Source organism: Streptomyces sp. NPDC051963 (assembly GCF_044593495.1).
Lineage (GTDB): Bacteria > Actinomycetota > Actinomycetes > Streptomycetales > Streptomycetaceae > Streptomyces.
The window spans coordinates 581,513-603,290 of sequence record NZ_JBIUCC010000006.1; the positions used below are offsets into that span (position 1 = coordinate 581,513).

A 21,778-nucleotide genomic window follows, 5' to 3' on the forward strand; every position below is an offset into this window, starting at 1 on the left:
GTTCATTGCTTGCCCAACCTCTTCTGACAGTTCCAGCCGCTGTGTCACACGGTGGCGATCAGCGCTTCCTCGCCGCTGTACGGTCGCAGGCCGTCGGTCCGGCCCGCGAAGTAGCGATCGGCCAGGTCGGTTGCCGAGACGTGTTCGGCCTCGGCGAAACCTGCTTGTCGCGCCAGTTCGATGATCTGGCCGGGAGTGTAGAAGCCGATGAACGGCGTGCCGGCCCGCCGAGCGCCCTCCCTGGAGGCTCGCCGAATCTGTACGTCCTCGGGCGCGAGATCTTCGAGATGACGGAAGAACGTGAGGATCAGTGAGGAGCCGGACGGCAGACTCGCCACCCGCTTGAGGGTCTCCGTCGTGGCCTGTTCGGTCAGATACATGGTGACCCCCAGCCAGGACACCACCGCGGGACGTGAGGTATCGAATCCCGCCGCCTGCAGCCGATCCCACCAGTCGTCGTTCGCTTCGAAATCGACCGGAACCAGGCGCAGCCAATCCGGGATGTCATATCCGAGTTCGATCAACCGGCTCCGCTTCCATCCCTGCGTCTCCGGCTGGTCGATCTCGAAGACGGTCATGGTCGAGCCCGCATCGGGATGACGCTGAGCGTAGGTGTCCAAGCCCGCGCCGAGGATCACGTACTGATCCACGCCGCGGCTCGCGGCCTGCGCCACCAGGTCCTCGGTCAACCGTGCCCGCCCGACGACGGTGGCGCGCTTTCCTCGCGAGTCGCCAGGGACCATGTCTCCGCGCTCGCGCCATCCGTCGTCGTCCTGCGCCAGCCGGGCACCCAGCACGTCCTCAAGGACGTGCGGCGGCTCGTCCACCTGTGTGTGCAAGGCGCGCCACAATGCGGTCCGTACCGCTGTGTTGTCCGGCGTGCCGACAGCATTTCCCGTCATGAGTCAGTCCTTCCCGACTTGTTGTTCATGCTCCGTCCGGCCTCCCATGCGCTCCACAGCCCGCCGTACACGCCACCAGCGGCGACCAGCTCGTCATGTGTTCCGGTCTCGATGATCCGGCCGTGTTCCATGACGACGATCCGGTCACAGGTCGCGGCTTGGGAGAGGCGATGTGCGATCACCAACCCGGTGCGACCACGCAAAGCCGCCTCGGCGGCACGGTCCAACAACCCCGCATGGGTGGAGCCGGCCTCGGCGGTCGCCTCGTCGAGGATCGCCAGTTCCGGGTCGGCGAGCAGTAGCCGGGCGAGGGCGAGCTGTTGAGCCTGTGCATCGGTGAGCGGATGCCCGCCGGTCCCGATCATCGTGTTGAGATCGTCCGGCAGCAGGTCGAGCAGACCGGCTGCCCCGGTGGCGTCCAGCGCTGCGTGGATGTCGTGGTCGGTGGCCCTGGGGGCGCCGAGCGTGAGATTGTCCCGCAGGGTGCCGGCGAACACGTGCGTCTCTTGGGTGATCAACGTGGTTCGGCCGGGCTGGGCCACCGTCCCGGCGTCGGGTAGATGTATGCCGGCGATGACGGCGGCAAGCGTCGTCTTGCCGGCCCCGGAGGCGCCGACCACAGCGATGCGCTGACCGGTGGGGACGTCGAGGGTGAGGTTGTCGAACACGCGGGGGCCGTCGCCGTAGCTGAATGCGACCTCCTGAAGCCGCACGGCGATGCCCGTGTCCGCTGTCGCTGTCGGCTCGCTCGCTTCCTCCGGGATGGTGGCGACCCCGATAATGCGGCTGAGCGATGCGAGGGCCGACTGGAGGTCGTCGACGACGTACAGCAGCTCGTTGATCGGTCCGAGCAGGCGCAGGACGATCAGCGCCGAGGCGGTGGCGCCGCCGACGGTGGATGCGTCCGCATCGATCAGGACGAAGCCGACGACGAGGACGGTGGCCAGGCTCAGACATTCACCGAAGTTCAGGCGGAGGCTGAGCATGGCCATCACGGTGCGCGCGCGGAGTGTGCGCACCGCGACGCCCCAGGATGCGGCCATCACGGTGTGGTGCCGCTGCTCGGTGAGCCCGAGCCCGAGCACGGTGGCGTAGCCGCGCTGGGACTCGAGGATCTGCTGTGCCCGCGCGCTCATCGCCGCGCGTTCGGCGCCGTATACCTGCGGGCCGATGCGGAGATACCAGCGCATGACGAGTACGTAGACGGGCAGTACGACGACGAACGCGGCGGCGTACGGCCATTCCAGTGCCGCAAGCCCGCCCAGCGACGCGACGATGGTGAACGCGCTGACGGTGACCGCGGGGATCACGGCGGGTGCGGCATCGGCTATGGCGGTGACGTCGTCGCTGGTCCGGGAGATCAGGTCCCCGGTCCCGGCGCGTTCGACGATGTGCTGCGGGAGTGTCATGGCGCGGCCCACGAGCTGTTCGCGCAGCGCGGCGAGGATGGTGTGGTAGACGCGGGTGGCGAGCACGATCGTCACCGCGGTGCCGACCGCGCCGAGAACCGCCGAGAGCGCCATGACGGCCGTGACCATCAGCAGGGTGCCGAGGTCAGCGGTACCAGCCTGCACCCGGTCGACAAGGAACCCGACTATCAAGGGCGGGATCAAGTTGACGCCGGTGCTGACTATCCCCAGCACTCCGACAGTGGCGAGCCGGAGCCGGTGCCCGCGGCTGAGCCGCCACACCTCCCTGGCTGTGTCCCTGCTGCCCGCAACCGGCAGCGCGTGCCCGGTTGCCGCGGATGCCCCGCTCATGACGTTGTCCTTACGCGCACCGGTGCGTCCTCGAGCAGGTCGACGACGCGGTCGCAACTGCCCAGCAACGCGGGGGACGAGGTGATCAGCAGGGTCGAGCGGCCCGCGCGGACGTCGCGCAGCCGCTTCGCGATCGTGTGCTCGGTGACCGAGTCGACCGCCGTGGTCGGGTCGTGCAGCACGAGCACCGGCGCGTCGCTCGCCAGGGCGCGGGCAAGCGCGAGTCGCTGGAGCTGGCCGCCGGAGAAGCGATTGCCGTCCTCGCCGACCGGGAGGTCGAGATCGGTGGCGAAATCACCGCATGCCGCAGCTCGCACCGCAGTTGTCACCAGCTCGGGTGCGGCCGCGGTGGCGGTGAGATTGTCGCGGATCGTTCCGCTGAACAGCATGACTCGGTGCGGCGTGAACGTGACCCAGGAGCGGTACTCCTGCGCAGTCAACTCCCGCGCGGCGATGCCGTCCAGGCGCACGGCCACCTCGCTGCCAGGCCCGCGCGGATCCAGCAGCGCCTCCGCGACGCGGGCAGCAGTCAGGTCGTCGGTGCGCACTCCCACGAGTTCTCCGGGCTCCACCCGGATCGTCGCGCCGGGCGTGGACACCTCCAGCACCGGCAGCTGCTGAACCACCGGCCGCGCCGCGTCGTCAGGCTCGGGCGTCACGGCGACGTCGGTCTTCAGCACGTCGATGATGCGCGCGGACGAGGCGCGGGCTCCGGCGAGGTTGGGGATGGAATCGTTCGCGATCGACTGGATCTGCGGCAGCAGCGCCTGAGCAAGGCCGACGGCGGCGATCAGCTCGCCGATGCTCAGCTGCCCGTCCACGGCGAACCAGCCCGCCAGCCCCATCACCGCTGCAACGAATGTTCCGGTGACCACACCGGAGCCCATCAGAAACCCCCCGAGCAGTCCCGCATTGCGCTTGGCGCCGACCAACGTCTCTTGGCTTGCCTGCCGGTACCTTCTGGTCGCCTCGGCCTCGGCGCGTATCCCCTTGACCACCCGATAGCCGGCCACGACATCCGTGGCCAGTCCGACTGTGGTGGCCAGCAGTCCCTGGTACTCGCGGGTGTCCCGGGACAGCCGCTCACTGAGGATTCCCATCAACCACACAGCCACCGGCGCCCCCACCAGCACCGCAAGCCCGAGTAGCCAGTGCGTCGTCAACAGCGATACAGCGATGAATCCGATGGTCGTGATCCTCGCGATCGGCATGATCACGAGCTGAACCCCGTTCCCCAGGCGGGCGACGTCGCTGGTCATCACCGAGACGACGCCGCCGCCCGGCGCGTGGACGCTGCCGCCGACCGGATGCAGTACGCCGGTCGAGAGGGTGCTCCGGAGGCGGTGCTGCACCAGCTGTATCGCATACGCGGTCAGTTGGACAGCGAACTTCGCCGCCACCGTCAACACGATGTACAAGGCCACCAGTGCGCCAAGCCACAACACCAACTGCCCCGCGTTCCCGGTTGCCAACGCCCGGTCGATCGCAAGGCCCATCACCACTGGGACCGCGGCCTCGCCCACCTGCCACACGATCGCGGCCAGCGCCGCAGGAACGGAGACCCGCCGCACCGAGAGGATCACTCGCAACAGGAATCGACCGGCCGTGGTCCCCGAGCCGGCCTCGAACGGCTGGACCTCGGGCGCATCGGTGGGCGCCTGCCAAAGCACGGGCAACCGACGAGTCAAAGGCCCCCGCCCCAGCCCCAAGGGGTCGGAGTGCGAGGCGTTCCTCATGGCCGCCCCCGGTCCGTGCCCAGCAGCGGGATGTCGGTGTGCTGAGTGAGCGCCGCAGCCACCCACACTCGCTGCTGCCGGGCTCGGGAGAGTTCGTCTTCCTGGAACGACCTGTCCGGGATCGAACACCAACAGGCCGTCGTCGCGGGGCGGTTGTCGTACCTGATGGAGGCTTCTCCTCGGTCGGGTGGGGGGATGGGTGGTGGCACGGGGCAAGGTTAGCCTAACCTTCATTAAGGTTGTAGTGATCGTTGCCTCGGTCGGCTCGATCTGGTCTCAAGAGAAGTGGGTGTGCTTCCGTTGACGGCTTCTGATCGTGTGGAGTTGAGTGCGAGCCAGCGAGGCAATTGGGTGGCTCGGAGGCTTGCCCCTGAGTCCTCGGTGTTCTGTGCGGGTCAGCTGATCTGGCTGAACGGCCCGGTGGATCCGGCCCTGTTCGCGTCCTCGGTCAGTGTTGTTTTCGCAGAGACCGACGCGTTGCGGGTACGTTTCGGTGACGACGACGGTGCCCCTTTCCAGTACGTCGACACCACCACGACACTCACGACAGAGATCGTCGATGCGGGCCACGGCGATGATCAGATCCGGGTACTGGCCCGCGGGCAACTCACCGCAGCACCAGCCACCGCCGCCGGGGAACCGACGACGAACTCGACCCTTGTCCGTCGCGAGAACGGCACCTGGGCATGGATCCTGATCACCAACATCCTGCTCGTTGACGGCTACAGCATTTCTCTGTTCATCCGCCGCGTCGCCGAGGTCTACTCCGCGATGCAAGCCGGCGATTCGGTCCCGGACCGCTGGTTCGGCAGCATGAAGAACGTCATAGACGCCAAGAATTCCGGCGATTCCAGGATCGAGGAAGGTTCCGCGTATTGGAGTAGCATCCTCGGAATCGAGATCGCCGGCCACGAGAACGTGGAGGACTTGTCCGGGGTCTTCGTATCTTCGAGTCAGCCAGTTGTCGTCCCGATACCCGACGACACCTACTCGAAGGTTCAGCAGTTCGCCCGCACGGCACGGGTCTCCTGGACCGATTCCCTGATCGCGCTGTGGGGCGTCTACACCGCTCTGGTCGACGGTCGTGACTATGTAGCGGTCCGGGTTCCTCTGATGATGCGCGACGACCGCGAATCACTGAAAACACCAAGCGCGATCTCAAGGGCAATCCCGATCGTCACCGCGATCAGCCCGTACCACACCTTCGAAAACGTCCTCGAGATCGTCGCAAACCAACTGAAGACTTCCCGGCGTCACACGACTGTCGAAGATCACCAGATCGCCCGTCTGTGGCCGAATGGTCAAGCGTCGTATCTCGCACTCCCGACAATCAACATCAGACTCTTCGATTCAATGCCGCGCCTGGGCGACATCGACGCGATCTCCGAAACAATCAGCACCGGCCCGGTCGGGTCACTCGACCTCGCGATCTACCGCCACCCCGACTCCGGAATCCGGCTCGAGCTGTCCACAGGATCGGCCACGAGCGATCCGCTCTTGCATGCTGAACAATTCAGCCGTTTCCTAAACGCCGTCCTCGACGGGGCCCCGGCCCAGACCCTGCACCAACTGAGCACCGGATTCACACCCGATGCTGATGGTCCGGACTCGACGTGGGCACGAGGCGAGACGCTCGATGTTGCGCCCGCGACGGTGGACGCGCTGGTGCGCCGCCGGGTCGCGGCCGATCCGGACGCGGTCGCGGTCGTCGCCGACAACGGCACCGAACTCACCTACAGCCAGTTCGACGCACGGGTCAACGCTCTCGCCCACCTCCTGATCGAGGAGGGCGTGCGGGTCGGGGACCGGGCCGCGATCGCCATGACACGCTCAGTCGACCTGGTCGTGGCGCTTACCGCAGTGATGCGCGCGGGAGCGGCCTACGTGCCGATCGATCCGGGATACCCCGCAGAACGCGTCCACCACATCCTCGACAACGCCGCACCCAGCATCGTGATCACCGACCAACACACCACAGAAATACATCAACACGTACTCAGTGAACATCGCGCACCAGCACTACGGATCGATGACCGCGACATACAGCACCACCTGGCCACCGGCCAGGAAACCGCCCCTGCTCTCACGCGGCCGCTGAACGACCTCGACGCAGCTGTCGTGATCTTCACGTCAGGAACGACGGGCAACCCGAAAGGCGTGGCCCTCACGCACCGCGCACTCGCCAACCGCCTCGCATGGGGTCAGCAAGTACTGGACTACAAATCGGACAGTGTGGCGCTGTCGAAGAGCGGTGTGGGTTTTGTCGATGCGGTGACCGAGTTGTTCGGGCCGATGGTCGCCGGTGCCCGGATCGTGGTCGTGCCCGCGGAGACCGCGCAGGATCCGGCCGGTCTGCTCGACACCATCGTCCGACACCGCGTCACACATCTGCTGACCGTGCCCAGCCTGGCCGACGTCCTCGTCCGCCACGACAACGCACCCGCAGCGCTGGCCACGGTCCGGTCGTGGGTTTCCTCCGGTGAAGCACTCACCCCGGGCACCGCGACGACCATGCGAACGACCGCACCACAAGCAGTACTGCACAACTTCTACGGCTCAACCGAAGTCACCGGCGACGGCACAACGGCCACCATCACCCACACCGACAACACCCCCATCGGTGCACCGGTCGCGAACACGACAGCACACGTTCTTGACGCCTGGCTGCGTCCAGTACCGGCCGGTGTCGCAGGAGAGCTGTACCTGGGTGGAGTGCAACTCGCCGACGGATACGTCGTACGCCCGGGTCTGACCGCTGACCGATTTGTTGCTGATCCGTTCAGTGACAACGGTGCGCGGCTGTATCGCACCGGCGATGTCGTGCGATGGAACTCCCTAGGGCAGTTGGAATACCTCGGCCGCAGCGATGACCAGGTGAAGATACGCGGATACCGGATCGAACCCGGCGAAATCCGTGCCGTCCTCGAACAACACCCCGCCGTGTCAGGCGCCGCCATTACCGCCTTGGACCACCCCGCCGGCGGAAAACACCTCGCCGCATACATCACCACGACCAGCACCACGGACGACGCAGTGCCGATCGACGCACTCCGCGAGCACCTCGCGCGATCGCTGCCGGACTACATGCTCCCCGCGACGTTCACACGCCTGGACCGATTCCCCGTCACCGCCAACGGGAAGCTCGACCGCCACGCACTGCCCCAACCAGACCTGACCGCAGGCACAGCCGATGGCCGACCACCCCAAACCACCACCGAAATCGCCCTCGCCAGCATCTACCGCGACGTACTCCACCTCGACAACAACACCGACCTCGGCGTGGACAACGACTTCTTCCGCCTGGGCGGACACTCACTGCTCGCCGCACGAGTCGTCGCACGCGCCAACGCACTGCTCAGCGCCGCACTCACACTGCGCGACGTCTTCGACCACCCCCGCATCAGCGAACTCGCCCGAATCGCCGACAACACCACCGCTACCACCGAAACATCCAGCACACGAATCGGCGAACTACCCCGCCCAACCCCACTACCAGTCTCATACGGACAACAAGCACTCTGGTTCACAGAGCAGATCGCAGGGCGTCCGATCTATCGGACTGAAATCGTGCTGCAAGCAGGCGTGCGGCTCGATCTGGATGCTTTGGCAACGGCGGTACGCCGGGTGGTCGCTCGTCACGAGATCTTGCGTACGATCCTCGTGCCGGACGAGGAGTCCTCATCGCTCCGCCAGGTCATCTGCGCGGAACCCGACGACGACACCAAGGTCCTGGAGGTCGAACACGTCGGTCCTGATCTGCTCAGCGACAAGATCGCTCAGGTTGCCGCACTGCCACTTGACTTCACCTCCGAGTTCGGGCTGAAGTTTCATTTGTTGCGCCATTCCGATGGCGATTTGCTCGTAGCTTACGGGCACCACATAGTCACCGATGCGGATTCCTTTGGGATCCTTGTTCACGAGCTGAACAAGTTCTATCTCGAAGCGGCTTCCGGAAATTCCACCGAGGTCGCGCCCTTGGCGATCCAGTATGCCGACTTCGCGGTCTGGCAGCGACATGTGCTGGGCAGCCGGAGAGATCCGGAATCTCGCTATCAATCGGACCTGCGGTACTGGCAGGACACACTGTCGGATCTCCCGACGGAAACCGTCCTACCCCTCGACCAGCCACGCGACGGATCCGAAGAACGAACCATACGACCTGTCACCACGTCCCTCACCAGCAATGAGACAGCCACGGTCGACGAATTCCTGGTCGAGCACAAGGCAACACCGCTGCAGGCGTTGATCGCGGCATTTTCGCTGGCGCTCTGGGATGAAGGTGCCGGAGATACGGTACCTATCGGCACCCCGGCCAGTTTGCGCGACCAGCCCGAATTGCAGGACCTCATCGGGTACTTCGTGAACACCGTCGTGGTGCGCGCCGATATCGACGCTGCAACCGGGTTCGCGCAGACGCTGCTCCGTTGCCGCGATCGCATGCTCGAAGCTGCTGACCACAAGCTCGTTCCGTTCGAGCACGTCGTCGAGGCGGTGAACCCGCCGCGGCAGGTCGGGATCAGCCCGCTTTTCCAGGTGATGGCCGCCTACGTGGATCGCGGTGGAGATTCGGGTGCGGCGTCACCGTTCACCAACTACGCCTCGACCACTGCGGATGGCCCGCTGGCATCCCAGCCTGCGCTGTTCGATCTCGTGTCGAGTATCGAAAGACTTGACAGCGGCGCATTCGGAATGAATCTGAACGCGGCCCGCGAGTTGTTCTCGGCGGAAACCACGTCACGATTGTTGCGGAACACAGCACGCTTCCTTGTGCTTGGATCCCAGCACCCGGATCTGACGGTCAAGCAACTCGCCCAGATCGTTCGTGCCGGCGACGAGGGCCGGACCAGAGCTGACAACAATGTCGGTGACATTCGCCGCTTCCATCTGCCGCTTGAAGATTTCGACATCAGCGTGGCTCCGCTCTGGCGGGCGGCGATCGACCACGTCAGTCACGCTCTGTCGGGAGCAAGCCTCGCCTTGCGATTGGCAATTCGCGACAGCGGCGCCGGTGAACTTGTCGCCGAGACCGGCAATCCTGAGATGCTGGATGCGGTCAGGGAGAAGCTCACCGAGCTGGTCACTGCATATCAGGCAAAGATTCCGATGGTCGTCGTCACGTCCACTCGGGCCGCGTCTGGATACAAGGACGACGAACTGGCGGCTGTCCTTGACGATCCGTTCTGGGAGGACTGGGTAGATCAGCTCGCTGATGCGACCGCCACTGTGCTGCGGCAGCGAGGCGACTCGGTAGCTTCGGAAGCATCAAGTGTCACGGCTGGACGAGCGGTTCCCGCCGCAGACGAAACCTCTCTGCGGTCCGTTGTGCTGGCGGCCGTGGCCAAGGCCTTGGCCGAGATCGCTGAAGGTGATCTGCTCGTGGAACTCCATGAGTCCGACGGTCCCCTGATGACGCGTAGATTCCCCGTGCTGCTCGATGATGGTGATGTCATCGGACTGAGCCCGGAGCGAGCGGCCGAATATGCCTCGCTGGCCGGACACCCCCGGTTCAGCCGCTTCTTCGATGATCTTCCGATCCCACGGATCCGTGTAGGTGTGTTCCGCAGCCACGCGGAGCTGATCACCGAGCCTGCTGCGGGTGTCGGCGTACCAGAGGATGGACTCGACATCCATGTCCTCATCGCGGGTCGTGAGCCCGACGATTGCGTCGTCCGCGTCTGGGTGGAGTCGGCGGAAACCGTTGATGTCGACACCGAGGCACTGGCCGCCGCCATCACCGAAGAGATTGCCGGAGCCGGAGTCCCTGCCCCCGGCCGCGAGCGTCGAGAGGCATTCACTCTGCGTCGCGCCGACCGGGTCACGTTGACACCCGGCGAAGAAGAATCCATCCGAGCCCGCTACGGGCACGACGCCCAGATCCTTCCGCTTGCCCCCTTGCAGCGCGGATTGTTCTATCACCTACTGCGGTCCCGGGAATCAGACGACCACAACACCTACGTCTCGCAGATCACCCGACAGATTGCGGGAGATCTCGACCCCGAGCGGATGACGACCTCCATCGCCAGTGCGATGGAGAGGTACCCCAACCTCCAGGCGGCGTTCGTCCCTCCCGGGGACGTACAGGTGATCCCGTCCGGTGTCGAAGTCCCGGTGCGGGTCATCCGATTGGACGAGTGGGGTGGCCGCGGGGTCGATGTGGAGCAGTTCCTGGCGGCCGAGCGAGGTGAGCCGTTCGACTTCGAGGTCCCGCCTCTGATCCGATTCACACTGCTCGAACACGGCCACCAAGCGTGGACATTGGTCATGAGTTTTGAACACATCCTGCTGGATGGCTGGTCCATCAACGCGCTGTTCGCCGAAATCCTCAGCATCTACGCCGATGACGGATACGTCGATCGCGTGCGACCGGCGTCTTTCCGCTCCTACCTGGACTGGGTCGACGACCAGGATCCCGCTGCCGCCTATCGCGCCTGGGACGGCTACCTTGCGGAACTGGCGGGTCCGACGTTGCTGTGCCCTGACTTCGTCGACCTCGGTGATGCACAGAGCGAGACCGGTGAACTTCACCTCGATCTCAGCCCGGCAGAAGCCGCGATGGTGTTCGGTGCTGCACGAGACGCCATGGTCACGGTGGGTACCCTGCTGCAGACCGCCTGGGGGATCGCGCTCGGCCGGCTCACCGGCAGCAACGACGTTGTATTCGGTAACACGGTTTCCGGACGGCCGCCGTCGTTGCCCGACGCCGACCGAATCATCGGGCTGCTGTTCAACACGGTCCCGATGCGGGTGAGTCTGGCCCCGTTCGAAACGAATCGGCAGCTGCTCGCCCAGGTCCAGTCCGAGCAGCTGCTCGTCATCGACCATCCGCAAGCCGCTCTGACACAGATCCAGACCAATGCAGGCGTTCCTGTTCTGTTCGACACGCTGTTCGTGGTGCAGAACGTGCCGCTCGCCAGGGCTGCGGGGCAAGACACAGCCGGGTTGCAGGTCGTCGACGCGAAGGTCGATGACGCGACGCACTACCCCGTGACGTTCGCGGTAGACCCAGAAGAACGCGACGGAGCGGCGACCGTGCACGTACGCCTGTCCTACCGCCGGGACGTTTTCGATGCCCCGGCCGCGGAGCTGTTGCTCAAGCGCTACGTTCAGGTGCTCGTTTCTCTCACTCGCCGGCTTGACGAGCCCGTCGGTACGTTGTCCGCCCTGTTGCCGGACGAGACTGCCCCGCATACGGGTATCGCCGCTGATCTCATCCGCGACATCGAACCGGTCACGGTCGCCGAGTTGCTGCACCGGCAGGTGCGGCTGTCCGGATCGGAGACGGCGCTTGTCGCCGGCGATCGCCGGTTCACCTTCGCGGAGTTCTTCGCCGAGGTGAACCGCTACGCCCGCCTGCTCCTTGAAGAGGGAGTGTGCCCAGAGCATCGGGTCGCATTGCTGCTGCCGCGCGACGAGCGCACGGTCATCGCGATGTTCGCGGTGTTCGCCATTGGGGCCGCCTACGTCCCGGTGGACAGTGAATTGCCGGACGAACGGATCGGCTACATGATCGAGGTCGCTGAACCGACCGTCACTCTGGTGACCGACCGCGACGTGGATCGGCTCGCCGGCACCGTCGGCAAGGTGATCAACCTGGATTCCGCAACGACGGTGGATCGCCTCGCGCAGATTGCCGCGGCTCCGGTCACCGCAGCGGAACGCGGCGGGCAGGTCTCGCTCGACAACCTCGCGTACATCATCTTCACCTCGGGAACCACCGGACGGCCCAAGGGAGTTGCCGTCGGCTACCGCGGACTGACGAACATGTACTTCAACCACGTCGAGAAGATCTTCGATCGGGTGGTGGACCACCAGCGCGGGCGCCGGTTGAAGATCGCGCACACGACGTCCTTCTCCTTCGACGCCTCGTGGGAGCAGCTGTTCTGGCTGCTGAACGGCCACGAGGTGCACGTCATCGACGAGGAGATGCGACGCGACCATCAGCGGCTGCTGGCGCACTATGACGAGGTGCGTATGGACGGGTTCGATGTGACCCCGTCCTACGGGCAACTGCTGGTCGAAGAAGGGCTGCTCGAGCGAGACCGGCCGGGCGGCCGGTCCGTGTCCTCCGATGCGCCCGGTGTCGTCTTCGTCTCCCTCGGTGGCGAGGCCGTCCCCGACCGGCTCTGGCAACAGCTGCGCGGCGCACCGGGAGTCGAGTCGTACAACCTCTACGGACCCACCGAGTACACCATCAACGCCCTCGGCGCCGACCTGGCCGACAGCACCAACTCGAGTGTCGGGACGCCGATCTTCAACACCCGGGCCTACATCCTCGACGAGAACCTGCAACCTGCCCTTCCCGGTGTCGCCGGCGAGCTCTACCTGGCCGGCGAAGGAACCGCGCGCGGATACTGGGGCCAGTCCGCGCTGACCGCCGAACGTTTTGTCGCCTGCCCGTGGGAACCCGCGGAACGCATGTATCGCACCGGAGATCTCGCCCGGTGGAACGAAGCCGGGATGATCGACTACCTCGGTCGCGCCGACGAGCAGATCAAGATTCGCGGTTATCGCATCGAACCGGACGAGATCCGGGACGTGGTGCAAAAGTTCCCCGAGGTGACGCGCGCCGAAGTGGTCGCCTTCGAGCATGCCACGGGGCTCCAACTGGCTGCCTACTACAGCACGAGCGCGGACCTCGACATCAGTGAGTCGTTGCGCAGCCATCTGGCCAGGTACTTGCCTGACTACATGGTCCCGGCAGCCCTCGTCCCGGTGGAGTCCTTCCCCCTCACTCCGACCGGGAAGCTGGATCGCCGAGCGTTGCCTGCGGCTGACGTGGCCGCGTCCGGAGTCAGCGCGGGCCGGGCACTCGAGTCGGAGACGGAGCTGGCGGTGGCCGCGGTCTTCCGTGCTGTGCTCGACCTCGACGAGGGACTGGTCCTGGGCGCCGCAGACGACTTCTTCCGGCTGGGCGGGCATTCGCTCGCGGCGATGCGGCTTGCGTCGCAGATGAATCGCGCGTTCCCCGTGAACATAGCGATGCGGGACGTCATCACCGCTTCAACGATCGGCGAACTGAGTGCGGTGGTCGACAAGAAGCTGCAGCCGGGTGCCGATCCCGAGGTCGACATCACCACGATCGCGACCCGATTCACTCAGTCCCTGAACGGCCGCACTCTGTTCTGCGCGCACCCGAAGTTCGGCGCCTCGTCCAAGTACTCGGAATTGGCGGGATACCTCCCGGACGGGGTCGGGCTGGTCGGTATCGATGATCCGGCGATCATCGGCCTGGACGTCGAGTTCGATGACCTCGACGACCTCGCCTCGACCTATGCCGACGTCATCCAGGGGCTGCAGCCGGCCGGACCGTACGAACTGCTGGGCTGGTCGTACGGCGCACACATCATGTTTGCCGTGGCGCGCCAGCTTCTCTCCCGAGGGGAACGCATCGACTCCCTGGTGATCGTGGATACCATGCCCGCCGGTTCGGAAAACTCGACGGAACTCCGCGTACGACCGGGAACTGCCGAGTCGATGCGTGACGAGATGTTGAAAGCCTTCGGCGAGGAAGCGTTCAACGAGTTGCTCGCCGACGCAAAGCAACTCAAGGCTGTCGAGACGGCCGCCCGTCGTTGTGATGTCCTGATGTCCGCGCCGACGCGGGGCAGTCTCGACATCGAGACGCTCGTGATCGCGTCATCCGCGACTCACGCGTCTCGAGTGGCGGAGCTGGGCCGCGAGGATGCGCTGGGATGGGACTGTCACTTGACCGACTTCTCGTTCTTCGTCGCTGAAGACGAAGACCATGAGTCCATCCTGGAGCCCGATTCCGGTCTACCGAAATGGGGCCCACTGCTGACGAACCTGTTGGTCGGCTGAGTGGATTTCGTTGTCTGGTGCAGTACGGCGAGCCGTACTGCACCAGACTCGGAGCCGATGGCTCAGGTGATGGCGGCAGCGTCTTGCAGGCTGTCGAACAGGGCCGCGCGGCGCATGTAGGCGCGGGCGGTGTCGAACTTCTCGGCGGTGCGGCGCAGTTCGTTGAAATTGTGTCGACGCACCTCGGGGTCGCGTTCTTCCAACAGCCGTTTGTTGGCGATCGTCTGGGCCTGTACGTAGTTCACCGCGGCATGGCGGCGCTGGCGGCTGTAAAGGTCGAGCAGGTCGTCGCCGCCCTCACCGGCGATCACCTTCGCCAGCTTCTCCGTCAGGTTGATGGCGTCATGGATGCCGCCGTTCATGCCCATGCCGCCGATCGGGTTGTTCACGTGCGCGCTGTCGCCGGCGAGCAGGATGCGCCCCTGACGGAAGCTCGCGGCCACGCGCTGATTGACTGGGTAGACGTTGCGGTACTCGACGTCGTACGAGCCGGTCTTCGGGAGGAACTTCTGCAGCCGCTGCTCGACGCGCGCCGGCGACAACGCGGTGGCATCGTCCTCGTCGTGGCCGATCGGCAGAATCACTCGCCAGAGCCCGTCGGGCGTTTCTCCCCGCACCTTGAACACGTTGGCCCACTCATTGGGGTCGGAGAAGTAGTTGCGAAACGCCAGATCCGGCTTGACGGTCCTGAGGTCGAAGCTGGTCGCGATCTTGATGAACCGCTCCGGATAGGTGAATCCTTCGAATTCGATGCCGGCGAGCTTGCGCACCGTCGATCGGCCACCGTCACAGCCGACGACGTAGGCCGCCGCCATGCGTTCTGTGCCGGCGGGTGAGGTGTACTCCACCTCGATGCCGCTCGCGGTTTCGGTCAGACCGGTCAGCGTGTGGGAGAACCGCACGTCGAAGTCGGATTCGTTCGCATATTCCTCGGCGATGGCAGCGGTCAGCTTGTACTGCTCGTACTGCAGTACGTACGGGAACCGGACCTCGTCCTTGAGCCGGCCGAGATCGAACTCCGCGACGACCTCTCCGGTCGGCCGGTCGTGGAAGCGATAGGTGCTCGAGAGCAGACTGTGCGCCCGGATCTTCTCGGTTATGCCCAGGTCGTCGAGCATCTCCAGTGTGCTCGGATGGATGGTCGCCGCGCGCTGATCCTGAACCGGCTCCGGCTCGGACTCGAGCACGGTCACCGGGATACCGCGCCGATTAAGCGCCAGCGCGCAGACCATTCCGACGGGGCCCGCGCCCACGACGAGGACACGTGTGGTCTTGTTCGACATGCGTCTAGTTCTGCTCGCGCTGCAGACGCTTACTGACCTTGCCGACCGCGGTGTACGGGAACTCGTCGACGACCTCCACGACATCGGGGAGCTTGAACGTGGCGAGACCCTTGTCGCGCAGGAACTGGCGCAGCTTGCCCAAGGTGAGCTCGGCCGCGCTCTCCGGCGTCCGGGGAATCAGGTACGCCTTGATGCGTTCGCCGAGAACCTCGTCGTCGACACCGACGACGGAGACGTTGTGGACGCCGGTATGAGTGAGCAGCGCGTTCTCCAGCTCCTCGGGCGCGATCTTCTCGCCGCCCCGGTTGATCTGGTCCTTCGACCGTCCCACGACCCTGATGAAGCCGCGCTCGTCCCGCTCGACGATGTCGCCGGTGCGGTAGAAACCGTCGCTGGTGAACGCCAGCGCGTTCTGCTCGGGGTTGCGGTAGTACCCGCGGATCACCGACGGTCCTCGCGTCAGCAAGTGGCCGGGTGCACCGGGTGGCACGTCGTTGCCCTCGTCGTCGATGACGATGCACTCGTCGGCCGCCGAGGCCGGCCGGCCCTGGTAGCGCACGCTGGTGGCCCGATCGACGTCGGCGGGATTGCTGACGACGAGGCCCTCGCCCATCCCGAAGCTCTGCGACAGCTGCACGCCGAACTCCGGTTCGACCCGGCTCGCCACAGATTCGGTCAGCTTCGCACCGCCGCACATGAGCGTCTTCAGGCTGGAGAGGTCGTAGCGCTTGCGGAGCGAGGAGTTCAGCCAGGCCAGCAGGATCGGGGGCACCAGCGAAGCGCGGGTCACCCCGTGCTTCTCGATCAGCGGGAACGCCGTATCGGGGCTGCCGTTCGGTGCGATCACGATGGTGGCGCCCACGCTGAACGCGCCGAGGAATCCGGGCGAACGCGTCGACATGCTGTGGCAGATCGGGATGACCAGCAGATGCACGGTGCGCTCGGTGATGCCGCGTTCCCCGACGCTTCGCCGCAGCGCGTAGCCGTACGTCTGGTGAGTGTGCGGCATCAGCTTCGGAACACCCGTCGTGCCGCCTGACATCTGCAACAGAGCGACATCCTGCGGGCTGCACCGTCGCGCGTGCTCGAGCGATCCTTTCGACTGCAACGCCTTGTACTCAGCGCCGCCGCCATCACGTTCGAGTACTACGGTGTGCTCCAGATGGAGCCATCGCTGCTTCAGGTCGGCAGCCATCGCAGCGAGATCGGTGCCGCTGTCCGAGGCGACCGTGATGTAGGCACGCGCCTCGGCGATCTCGATGAAGTGCTCGATCTCGGCACGACGGTGCGCGATGGGAGCGACGACGGGAACCGCCCCGAGCTCCCACAAGGCGAAGACCAAGGCAATGTACTCATAGATGTTGGGCAGGTGCACCACCACCCGGTCGCCACGGCTCAGCCCCAACTCCTGCAGGCCGGCAGCGAGGCGGAGGACCTCGTCCGTGAGCTGTGCATAGCTCAACTCGGCTTTGCGGTCGATGACAGCGAGTTTGTCGGGACAGCGCTCCGCGGTGGCGAACAGCAGCTCCGGCAGCGTCTGATCGCGCCAGTACCCCTCGGCGACGTACTTGGCTGCCGTCTCCGACGGAAACGGAACGACCCCGTCAAGGGCCAACGGTTCGATGCTCAATTGGTTTCCCTTCGAGGAGCCGCCTCCCAGCCCAGCGAGGGTAGGCTACCCTAACCTCACGATCAGCGGTGCTGGATCCGGTCCGCCAGGGGACGCACACAGTGTCGATCAACCACGTGACCGGCCGAACCGGGATCGCGGCGCTGCTACCCGAAGACGTCGAGGTCGACGAGCGGACCAGCGGCATACCCCTCGATGCGCTGATGCCGCAGGAATACGCGGCGATCACGCGCGCCGTACCGACGCGACGCGCGGAATTCGCGACGGTTCGCTGTTGCGCACGGCAGGCGTCGTCCCGGCTCGAACATCCGGCCGTGCCGATCCTGGCGGGGAAGAACCGCGAACCCATCTGGCCCGACGGAGTGGTGGGCAGCCTCATGCATTGCGACGGGTATCGCGCCGCGGCGGTCACGAGCTCACTGGGCATCGCCTCGGTCGGCATCGACGCCGAAGTCCACCAACCGTTTCCTGATGGAGTCGACGAGGCCGACACCGTTGCCGGCGAGGTGCAGATGTTGACCCGGCTCGCGGCCATGTACCCCACGATCCACTGGGGACCGGGGTTGTTCAGCGCCAAGGAAAGCATCTACAAGACGTGGTATCGGCTGACGCATGCGTGGTTGGACTTCACCGACTGCGAGCTCGTCATCGACTCTGAGCACGGTACCTACACCGGACATCTGCTGGTCCCCGGACCGCGCATCGGCGGTACAGCGATCGCCGGGTTCGACGGCCGGTGGTCGGTCATGGGCCGTCAGGTGTTGACGACGGTTCGCCGGCCGCGGTGACTGACACCGGCGTGCCAGGACCGGTCGGCCAGGAAGTCGAGGATCAACTGGTTGACCTTCTCCTGCTGCTCGAGGTCGCCGAAGTAGCCGGCGTCGGGAATCTCGACGTACTGCGCGCCCGGTACGGCATCAGCGACCTCACGGCACAGGTAGGCCCGAATCATCCGGTCATCGGTGAAGCCGATGACGAGCAGTGGCCTCGTGATCGCGTTGTACGCCGCCGCCCGGCCGATACCCCGGACAGAGCCGTCGCAGGAATCCGCACACAAGCCGACCGGGTGCCCGCAGAGCAACGGGCCGCAGCGGACAGGGCCTGCCGCTACCTGGAGAACAACTCCCCCTGTTTCCACTACGACAAGGCCCTCGACACCGGATGGCCCATCGCCAGCGGCATCGCCGAAGGAGCGGCACGTCATCTGGTGGCCGACCGACTCGATATCACCGGCAGCCGGTGGACCGTCCCCGGCGCCGAAGCCGTCCTGACCCTCCGGGCCCTCATCAGCAACAGCGAGCCCCGACCAGCACACCTGCGAACTCCTGGCCTGACCGGCGACCTCACTTCAGAAGAGTCACGCCTGGCTGCGTGAAAATCGGTGCGCGGAGCGTCGAACCGGGTGCGCGCACTCCTGACCGCCGTGTCGTTCATGGGGCGCAGGCCGCGATCCTGGGTATGGAGGCTGTCCGTCCACGTCGATGCGGTTCGGGCATACGCGACCGAAGAAGAGGCTGACGCGGGAGTCAGCCAGGGGCCACCGACTGTTGCCACGTGCACGCCGTTCAGCCTTGCCGTTCCCCTCCGGCTTCCCGGACAGTCGCCACTCCATGGGAGCCCGAGGCCGGGAGGAACTGTGGACGAGCCGCGCGAGGAACTGCAGGACGAGACGGTGGCCCGGGTTCGCCGCGATCGACTTCGCAAAGAACAGCGGCGTGGTGTGCCTGCGGCTGCCGAACGAAACCCGCGAGGGAGCGCGCACCCAGAAGGCGTGGACCGTCGCGGCGACCACCAACGCGATCCTGGAGCTCGGCGACCACCTGGTCTGCCAGGGCGTCCGGTCTGCCGCCGCTGCCATGGCAGCCGAGCCTGCCGCCGGGCGCCTCACCCGCCACGGGCGGGCCCGGCTCTCATCGGCGTGGGATCACAGCAGGCCCAACTCGCGTGCCCGGCGCACCGCGTCGTTGCGCCGGTTCACCGCGAGCTTTCGGTAGACGCTCTTGAGATGCGTCTTGACGGTGTTCACCGACACATACAGGTCAGCGGCGATGTCCTCGGTCGACATCATCTGCGCCAGCCGTTGCAGCACATCGCGCTCGCGTCCGCTCAGCTCCTCCACGACCGGAGCCGTCGCCTGCTCCCGGGGCAGTGGCGGACCGGGGGTGAGCCAGCCGGCGCCCAGCCCGTGCAGGGGTTCCGCACCCAGCAGGGGCCGCAGCCAGGGGCCGGCTTCGAGGAAGGGACGCCGTAGCCGCTCGCGACGCGCCTCGAGGAGCGCCTGGCCGACGAGTCTGCGCGCAGTGGCGGGGTCTCCCAGCATGTCGGCGGCCTGGCCCCGCACGAGCAGGGCCCGGACGGTCAGCGCGGGACCGGCGCGGCCCTCGGGGTGCGCACCGTCCAGCAGGGCGATCGCCAGGTCGGGCTTCCCCGCGGCGAGCTGGGCGCGCGCCGCTCCTACGGCGCACGCCACCTGGTCGTCGGGCACGGCCTGGAGGATCCTGGCGGCAACTTCCGGGCGGCCCTCGGCCAGGTGCACGGCTGAGGCCACGAGCGCGGACTGGCCCTGAGACCAGGGTGAGAGGACATCAGCCAGGACGTCCGATTCCATCGCTTCCAGGGCGGCCTGCGGGTGGCCGCGGGCCAACAGCAGCCGGGCCGTGGCGATGGCCCGGCCCGCCTCGGTCACCGGGTCCCGAAGCGCGGGGGGCGAGTCGGCCGCCGCGTCGAGGAGATCCTGGGCCTGCGCCAGGTCGTTGCGGTCCACGGCCACGGCGGCGAGGACCATGCGATCGATGCCGGAGCCGGACGGCGGGTCCCGGCTGAGCCGCTCTGTCTCGCTCATCGCCGCCAGGGCCTTGCGCTCGGCTCTGCCTGGCCAGCCGTTCAGGTAGTCGATCAACGCCAGGTGGCCCAGGGACTCCTCACGCGGCAGGGCCGTGGCCGCTCCGCCGGTTCCGCCGGCCACCGTGGACAGCGCAACGCGTGCGTCTGTGAAACGCCCGGCCCACAACAGCGCCGAGCCCAGATGGGTCTGCACCAGCGCGGTGAGCTCCGGATGCTTGTCCAGGAGGTGCGCGGGAACCTTGTGGCACAGGTGCCCGGCCGCTTCCGCGGCCCTCTCGGCACGTCCCGGCGATCCGGTCAGCCGGGCCGCCAGGACCTCCAGGAGGGCGCAGCTCAACTGCGCCGCCGCGGCTTCGGGCGCGTCCCCGGTCAGACACTCCTCGGCGTGGTGCAGATGGAGCAGGCCGTGGTCGAGGTCGCTCCGGGACAGCTCACGAGCCGCGCGGACCAGGCTCGTCGCGGGGCTCTCGGCCTCGGGGCCCATCCGGGAGAACAGCTCGGCCAGGTCGGCGGCGCGCAGCCCTGTGAAGAGCTGGCCGATGGCGAGGTCCTCGACCAGCGCGCCGGCGGTGAACTCCCAGTCGCCGGCGGCGGCACCGTGGACGAGCATCTCCGACAGGAACCCGGAGTGCCGCAGCCACTGCGCCGCCCTTCGGTGGAGCTCGGGCTCGAGGCCGGGCGAACGCACGCGCAGATGCGCGCGGAGGATCTCCCCGAACAGCGGGTGGAGCCGGTACCAGGCGTGCCCGAGGTGCTCGACGAACGCGTTCTCGCGGTGCAGACCGGCCAGCAGGGGTTCGGCGTCGGCACGCCCAGTCAGCACGTTCGCCAGATCGGGGCAGAAGCGGTCCAGGACGCTGATCCGCAGCAGGAGGTCCTGCGTCTCGGCGGTCTGCCGCTTGAGCACCTCGGCGAGCAGGAAGTCGGCCACCGTGCTTCGGTCCGCTTCGAACTCCTTCACATAGAGCTCGGGGTTCGGGCTGCTCAGCGCGGCGAGGACGCACAGGCGCAGGCCGGCGGCCCATCCCCGGGTGCGTTCCACGAGCCCGCTCACCGCGGTGGCGTCGAGGTGCAGCCCGTGCTGGGCGAGCAGCGTGGCCGCTTCCTCGGGGGTGAAGGCGAGCTCCGCTCCCCTGATCTCCGTCATGGCACCGGCCGCCCGGTAACGGTGCAGTGGGAGCAGCGGTTCGGTGCGGGTGACCAGGATCAGGTGCAGGCCCGTCCCGGCGTTGTGCAGGACGAATTCCAGTTGATCGGCGATCTCCGGTGCGGACACACGGTCGAACTCGTCGAGCACGACGATCTCCGGCCGGTCGCGGGCGCTCAAATCGGCCGCGAGCCGAGCGAGCAGCGTGTGGTTCACACGGTTCACGTCCGAGGGCCGGCCGACCGATGCGGGCACCTGCGTGCCGGAACCGCGCAGGGCCTGTATCAGGTACGCCCAGAACATTCCGGGGCCCTGGTCCACCGTGTCGGTGGTGAGCCAGACGACGGGCCGGTCCAGCCCTGCGGCCCAGTCGGCGACCAGCAGGGTCTTGCCCGCGCCGGCGGCTCCGTTGACCATGGTCAGCGGCGTTCGAAGGGCCTCGTCGAGGTGTCTGACCAGCCTGTCCCTGCGCAGGAAGGTGGCAGGTCGCGTGGGTACGGCGAAGCTCGCCCGCAGGAATGGATCTCCCAGGGGATCGACGCACGGGCTGGTCGGTCCCGCCCTCTTCTCCTCGGTGCCGGCCACGTCACGCACCCCCACGGTCCGTCAGGGCATGGGCAGCGTTCTTCTCCCCAGGATCCCAGCGTTTCTCCGCAT

Annotated in this window: 11 protein-coding genes; 4 read left to right on the plus strand and 7 right to left on the minus strand. The window is 66.5% G+C overall.

What is annotated here, in order from left to right; translation table 11 throughout:
- Window positions 1-44: 44 nt before the first annotated feature.
- The 3 genes from ACIHFB_RS27175 to ACIHFB_RS27185 are packed head-to-tail and all read right to left on the minus strand — an operon-like array spanning window position 45 to window position 4,332.
- Complete coding sequence (locus ACIHFB_RS27175; RefSeq protein ID WP_400128174.1) at window positions 45-902, minus strand: class I SAM-dependent methyltransferase; 858 nt, start codon at window positions 900-902, stop codon at window positions 45-47.
- Window positions 899-2,662: an ABC transporter ATP-binding protein gene (locus tag ACIHFB_RS27180; protein WP_400128175.1), complete on the minus strand. Its 1,764-nt coding sequence runs from the start codon at window positions 2,660-2,662 to the stop codon at window positions 899-901. Before ACIHFB_RS27180 ends, ACIHFB_RS27175 begins: the two co-directional genes overlap by 4 nt.
- Window positions 2,659-4,332 carry an ABC transporter ATP-binding protein gene (locus tag ACIHFB_RS27185; protein WP_400128289.1) on the minus strand — a complete coding sequence of 558 codons (1,674 nt, stop codon included), beginning with the start codon at window positions 4,330-4,332 and terminating at the stop codon, window positions 2,659-2,661. Before ACIHFB_RS27185 ends, ACIHFB_RS27180 begins: the two co-directional genes overlap by 4 nt.
- A 390-nt stretch (window positions 4,333-4,722) precedes the next feature.
- On the opposite strand from ACIHFB_RS27185, the gene ACIHFB_RS27190 reads away from it, so the two are divergent.
- On the plus strand, window positions 4,723-14,217 hold the full coding sequence (locus tag ACIHFB_RS27190) for an amino acid adenylation domain-containing protein (protein WP_400128176.1): 9,495 nt from the start codon (window positions 4,723-4,725) through the stop codon (window positions 14,215-14,217).
- A gap of 62 nt (window positions 14,218-14,279) precedes the next feature.
- Here ACIHFB_RS27190 and ACIHFB_RS27195 read toward each other — a convergent pair whose 3' ends face one another.
- The gene (locus tag ACIHFB_RS27195) at window positions 14,280-15,500 is read right to left on the minus strand and encodes an FAD-dependent oxidoreductase (protein WP_400128177.1); all 1,221 of its coding nucleotides are present in this window, start codon (window positions 15,498-15,500) and stop codon (window positions 14,280-14,282) included.
- A gap of 4 nt (window positions 15,501-15,504) precedes the next feature.
- Window positions 15,505-17,130 (minus strand): (2,3-dihydroxybenzoyl)adenylate synthase, encoded by a 1,626-nt coding sequence (locus ACIHFB_RS27200; RefSeq protein ID WP_400128178.1) that lies wholly within the window; start codon window positions 17,128-17,130, stop codon window positions 15,505-15,507.
- A 101-nt stretch (window positions 17,131-17,231) separates the two neighbouring features.
- On the opposite strand from ACIHFB_RS27200, the gene ACIHFB_RS27205 reads away from it, so the two are divergent.
- Window positions 17,232-17,918 (plus strand): 4'-phosphopantetheinyl transferase, encoded by a 687-nt coding sequence (locus ACIHFB_RS27205; RefSeq protein ID WP_400128180.1) that lies wholly within the window; start codon window positions 17,232-17,234, stop codon window positions 17,916-17,918.
- On the opposite strand, the gene ACIHFB_RS27210 is transcribed toward ACIHFB_RS27205, so the two are convergent.
- Window positions 17,885-18,187 (minus strand): alpha/beta fold hydrolase, encoded by a 303-nt coding sequence (locus ACIHFB_RS27210; RefSeq protein WP_400128181.1) that lies wholly within the window; start codon window positions 18,185-18,187, stop codon window positions 17,885-17,887. The genes ACIHFB_RS27205 and ACIHFB_RS27210 overlap by 34 nt on opposite strands.
- A 9-nt stretch (window positions 18,188-18,196) precedes the next feature.
- On the opposite strand from ACIHFB_RS27210, the gene ACIHFB_RS27215 reads away from it, so the two are divergent.
- Window positions 18,197-18,505: a hypothetical protein gene (locus ACIHFB_RS27215; protein ID WP_400128182.1), complete on the plus strand. Its 309-nt coding sequence runs from the start codon at window positions 18,197-18,199 to the stop codon at window positions 18,503-18,505.
- A 235-nt stretch (window positions 18,506-18,740) separates the two neighbouring features.
- Entirely contained in the window at window positions 18,741-19,124 is a 384-nt protein-coding gene (locus ACIHFB_RS27220; RefSeq protein ID WP_400128183.1) for a hypothetical protein, read from the plus strand.
- Here ACIHFB_RS27220 and ACIHFB_RS27225 read toward each other — a convergent pair.
- Complete coding sequence (locus tag ACIHFB_RS27225; RefSeq protein ID WP_400128184.1) at window positions 19,055-21,706, minus strand: LuxR C-terminal-related transcriptional regulator; 2,652 nt, start codon at window positions 21,704-21,706, stop codon at window positions 19,055-19,057. The two genes, ACIHFB_RS27220 and ACIHFB_RS27225, sit on opposite strands and share 70 nt — an antisense overlap.
- Window positions 21,707-21,778: the final 72 nt, after the last annotated feature.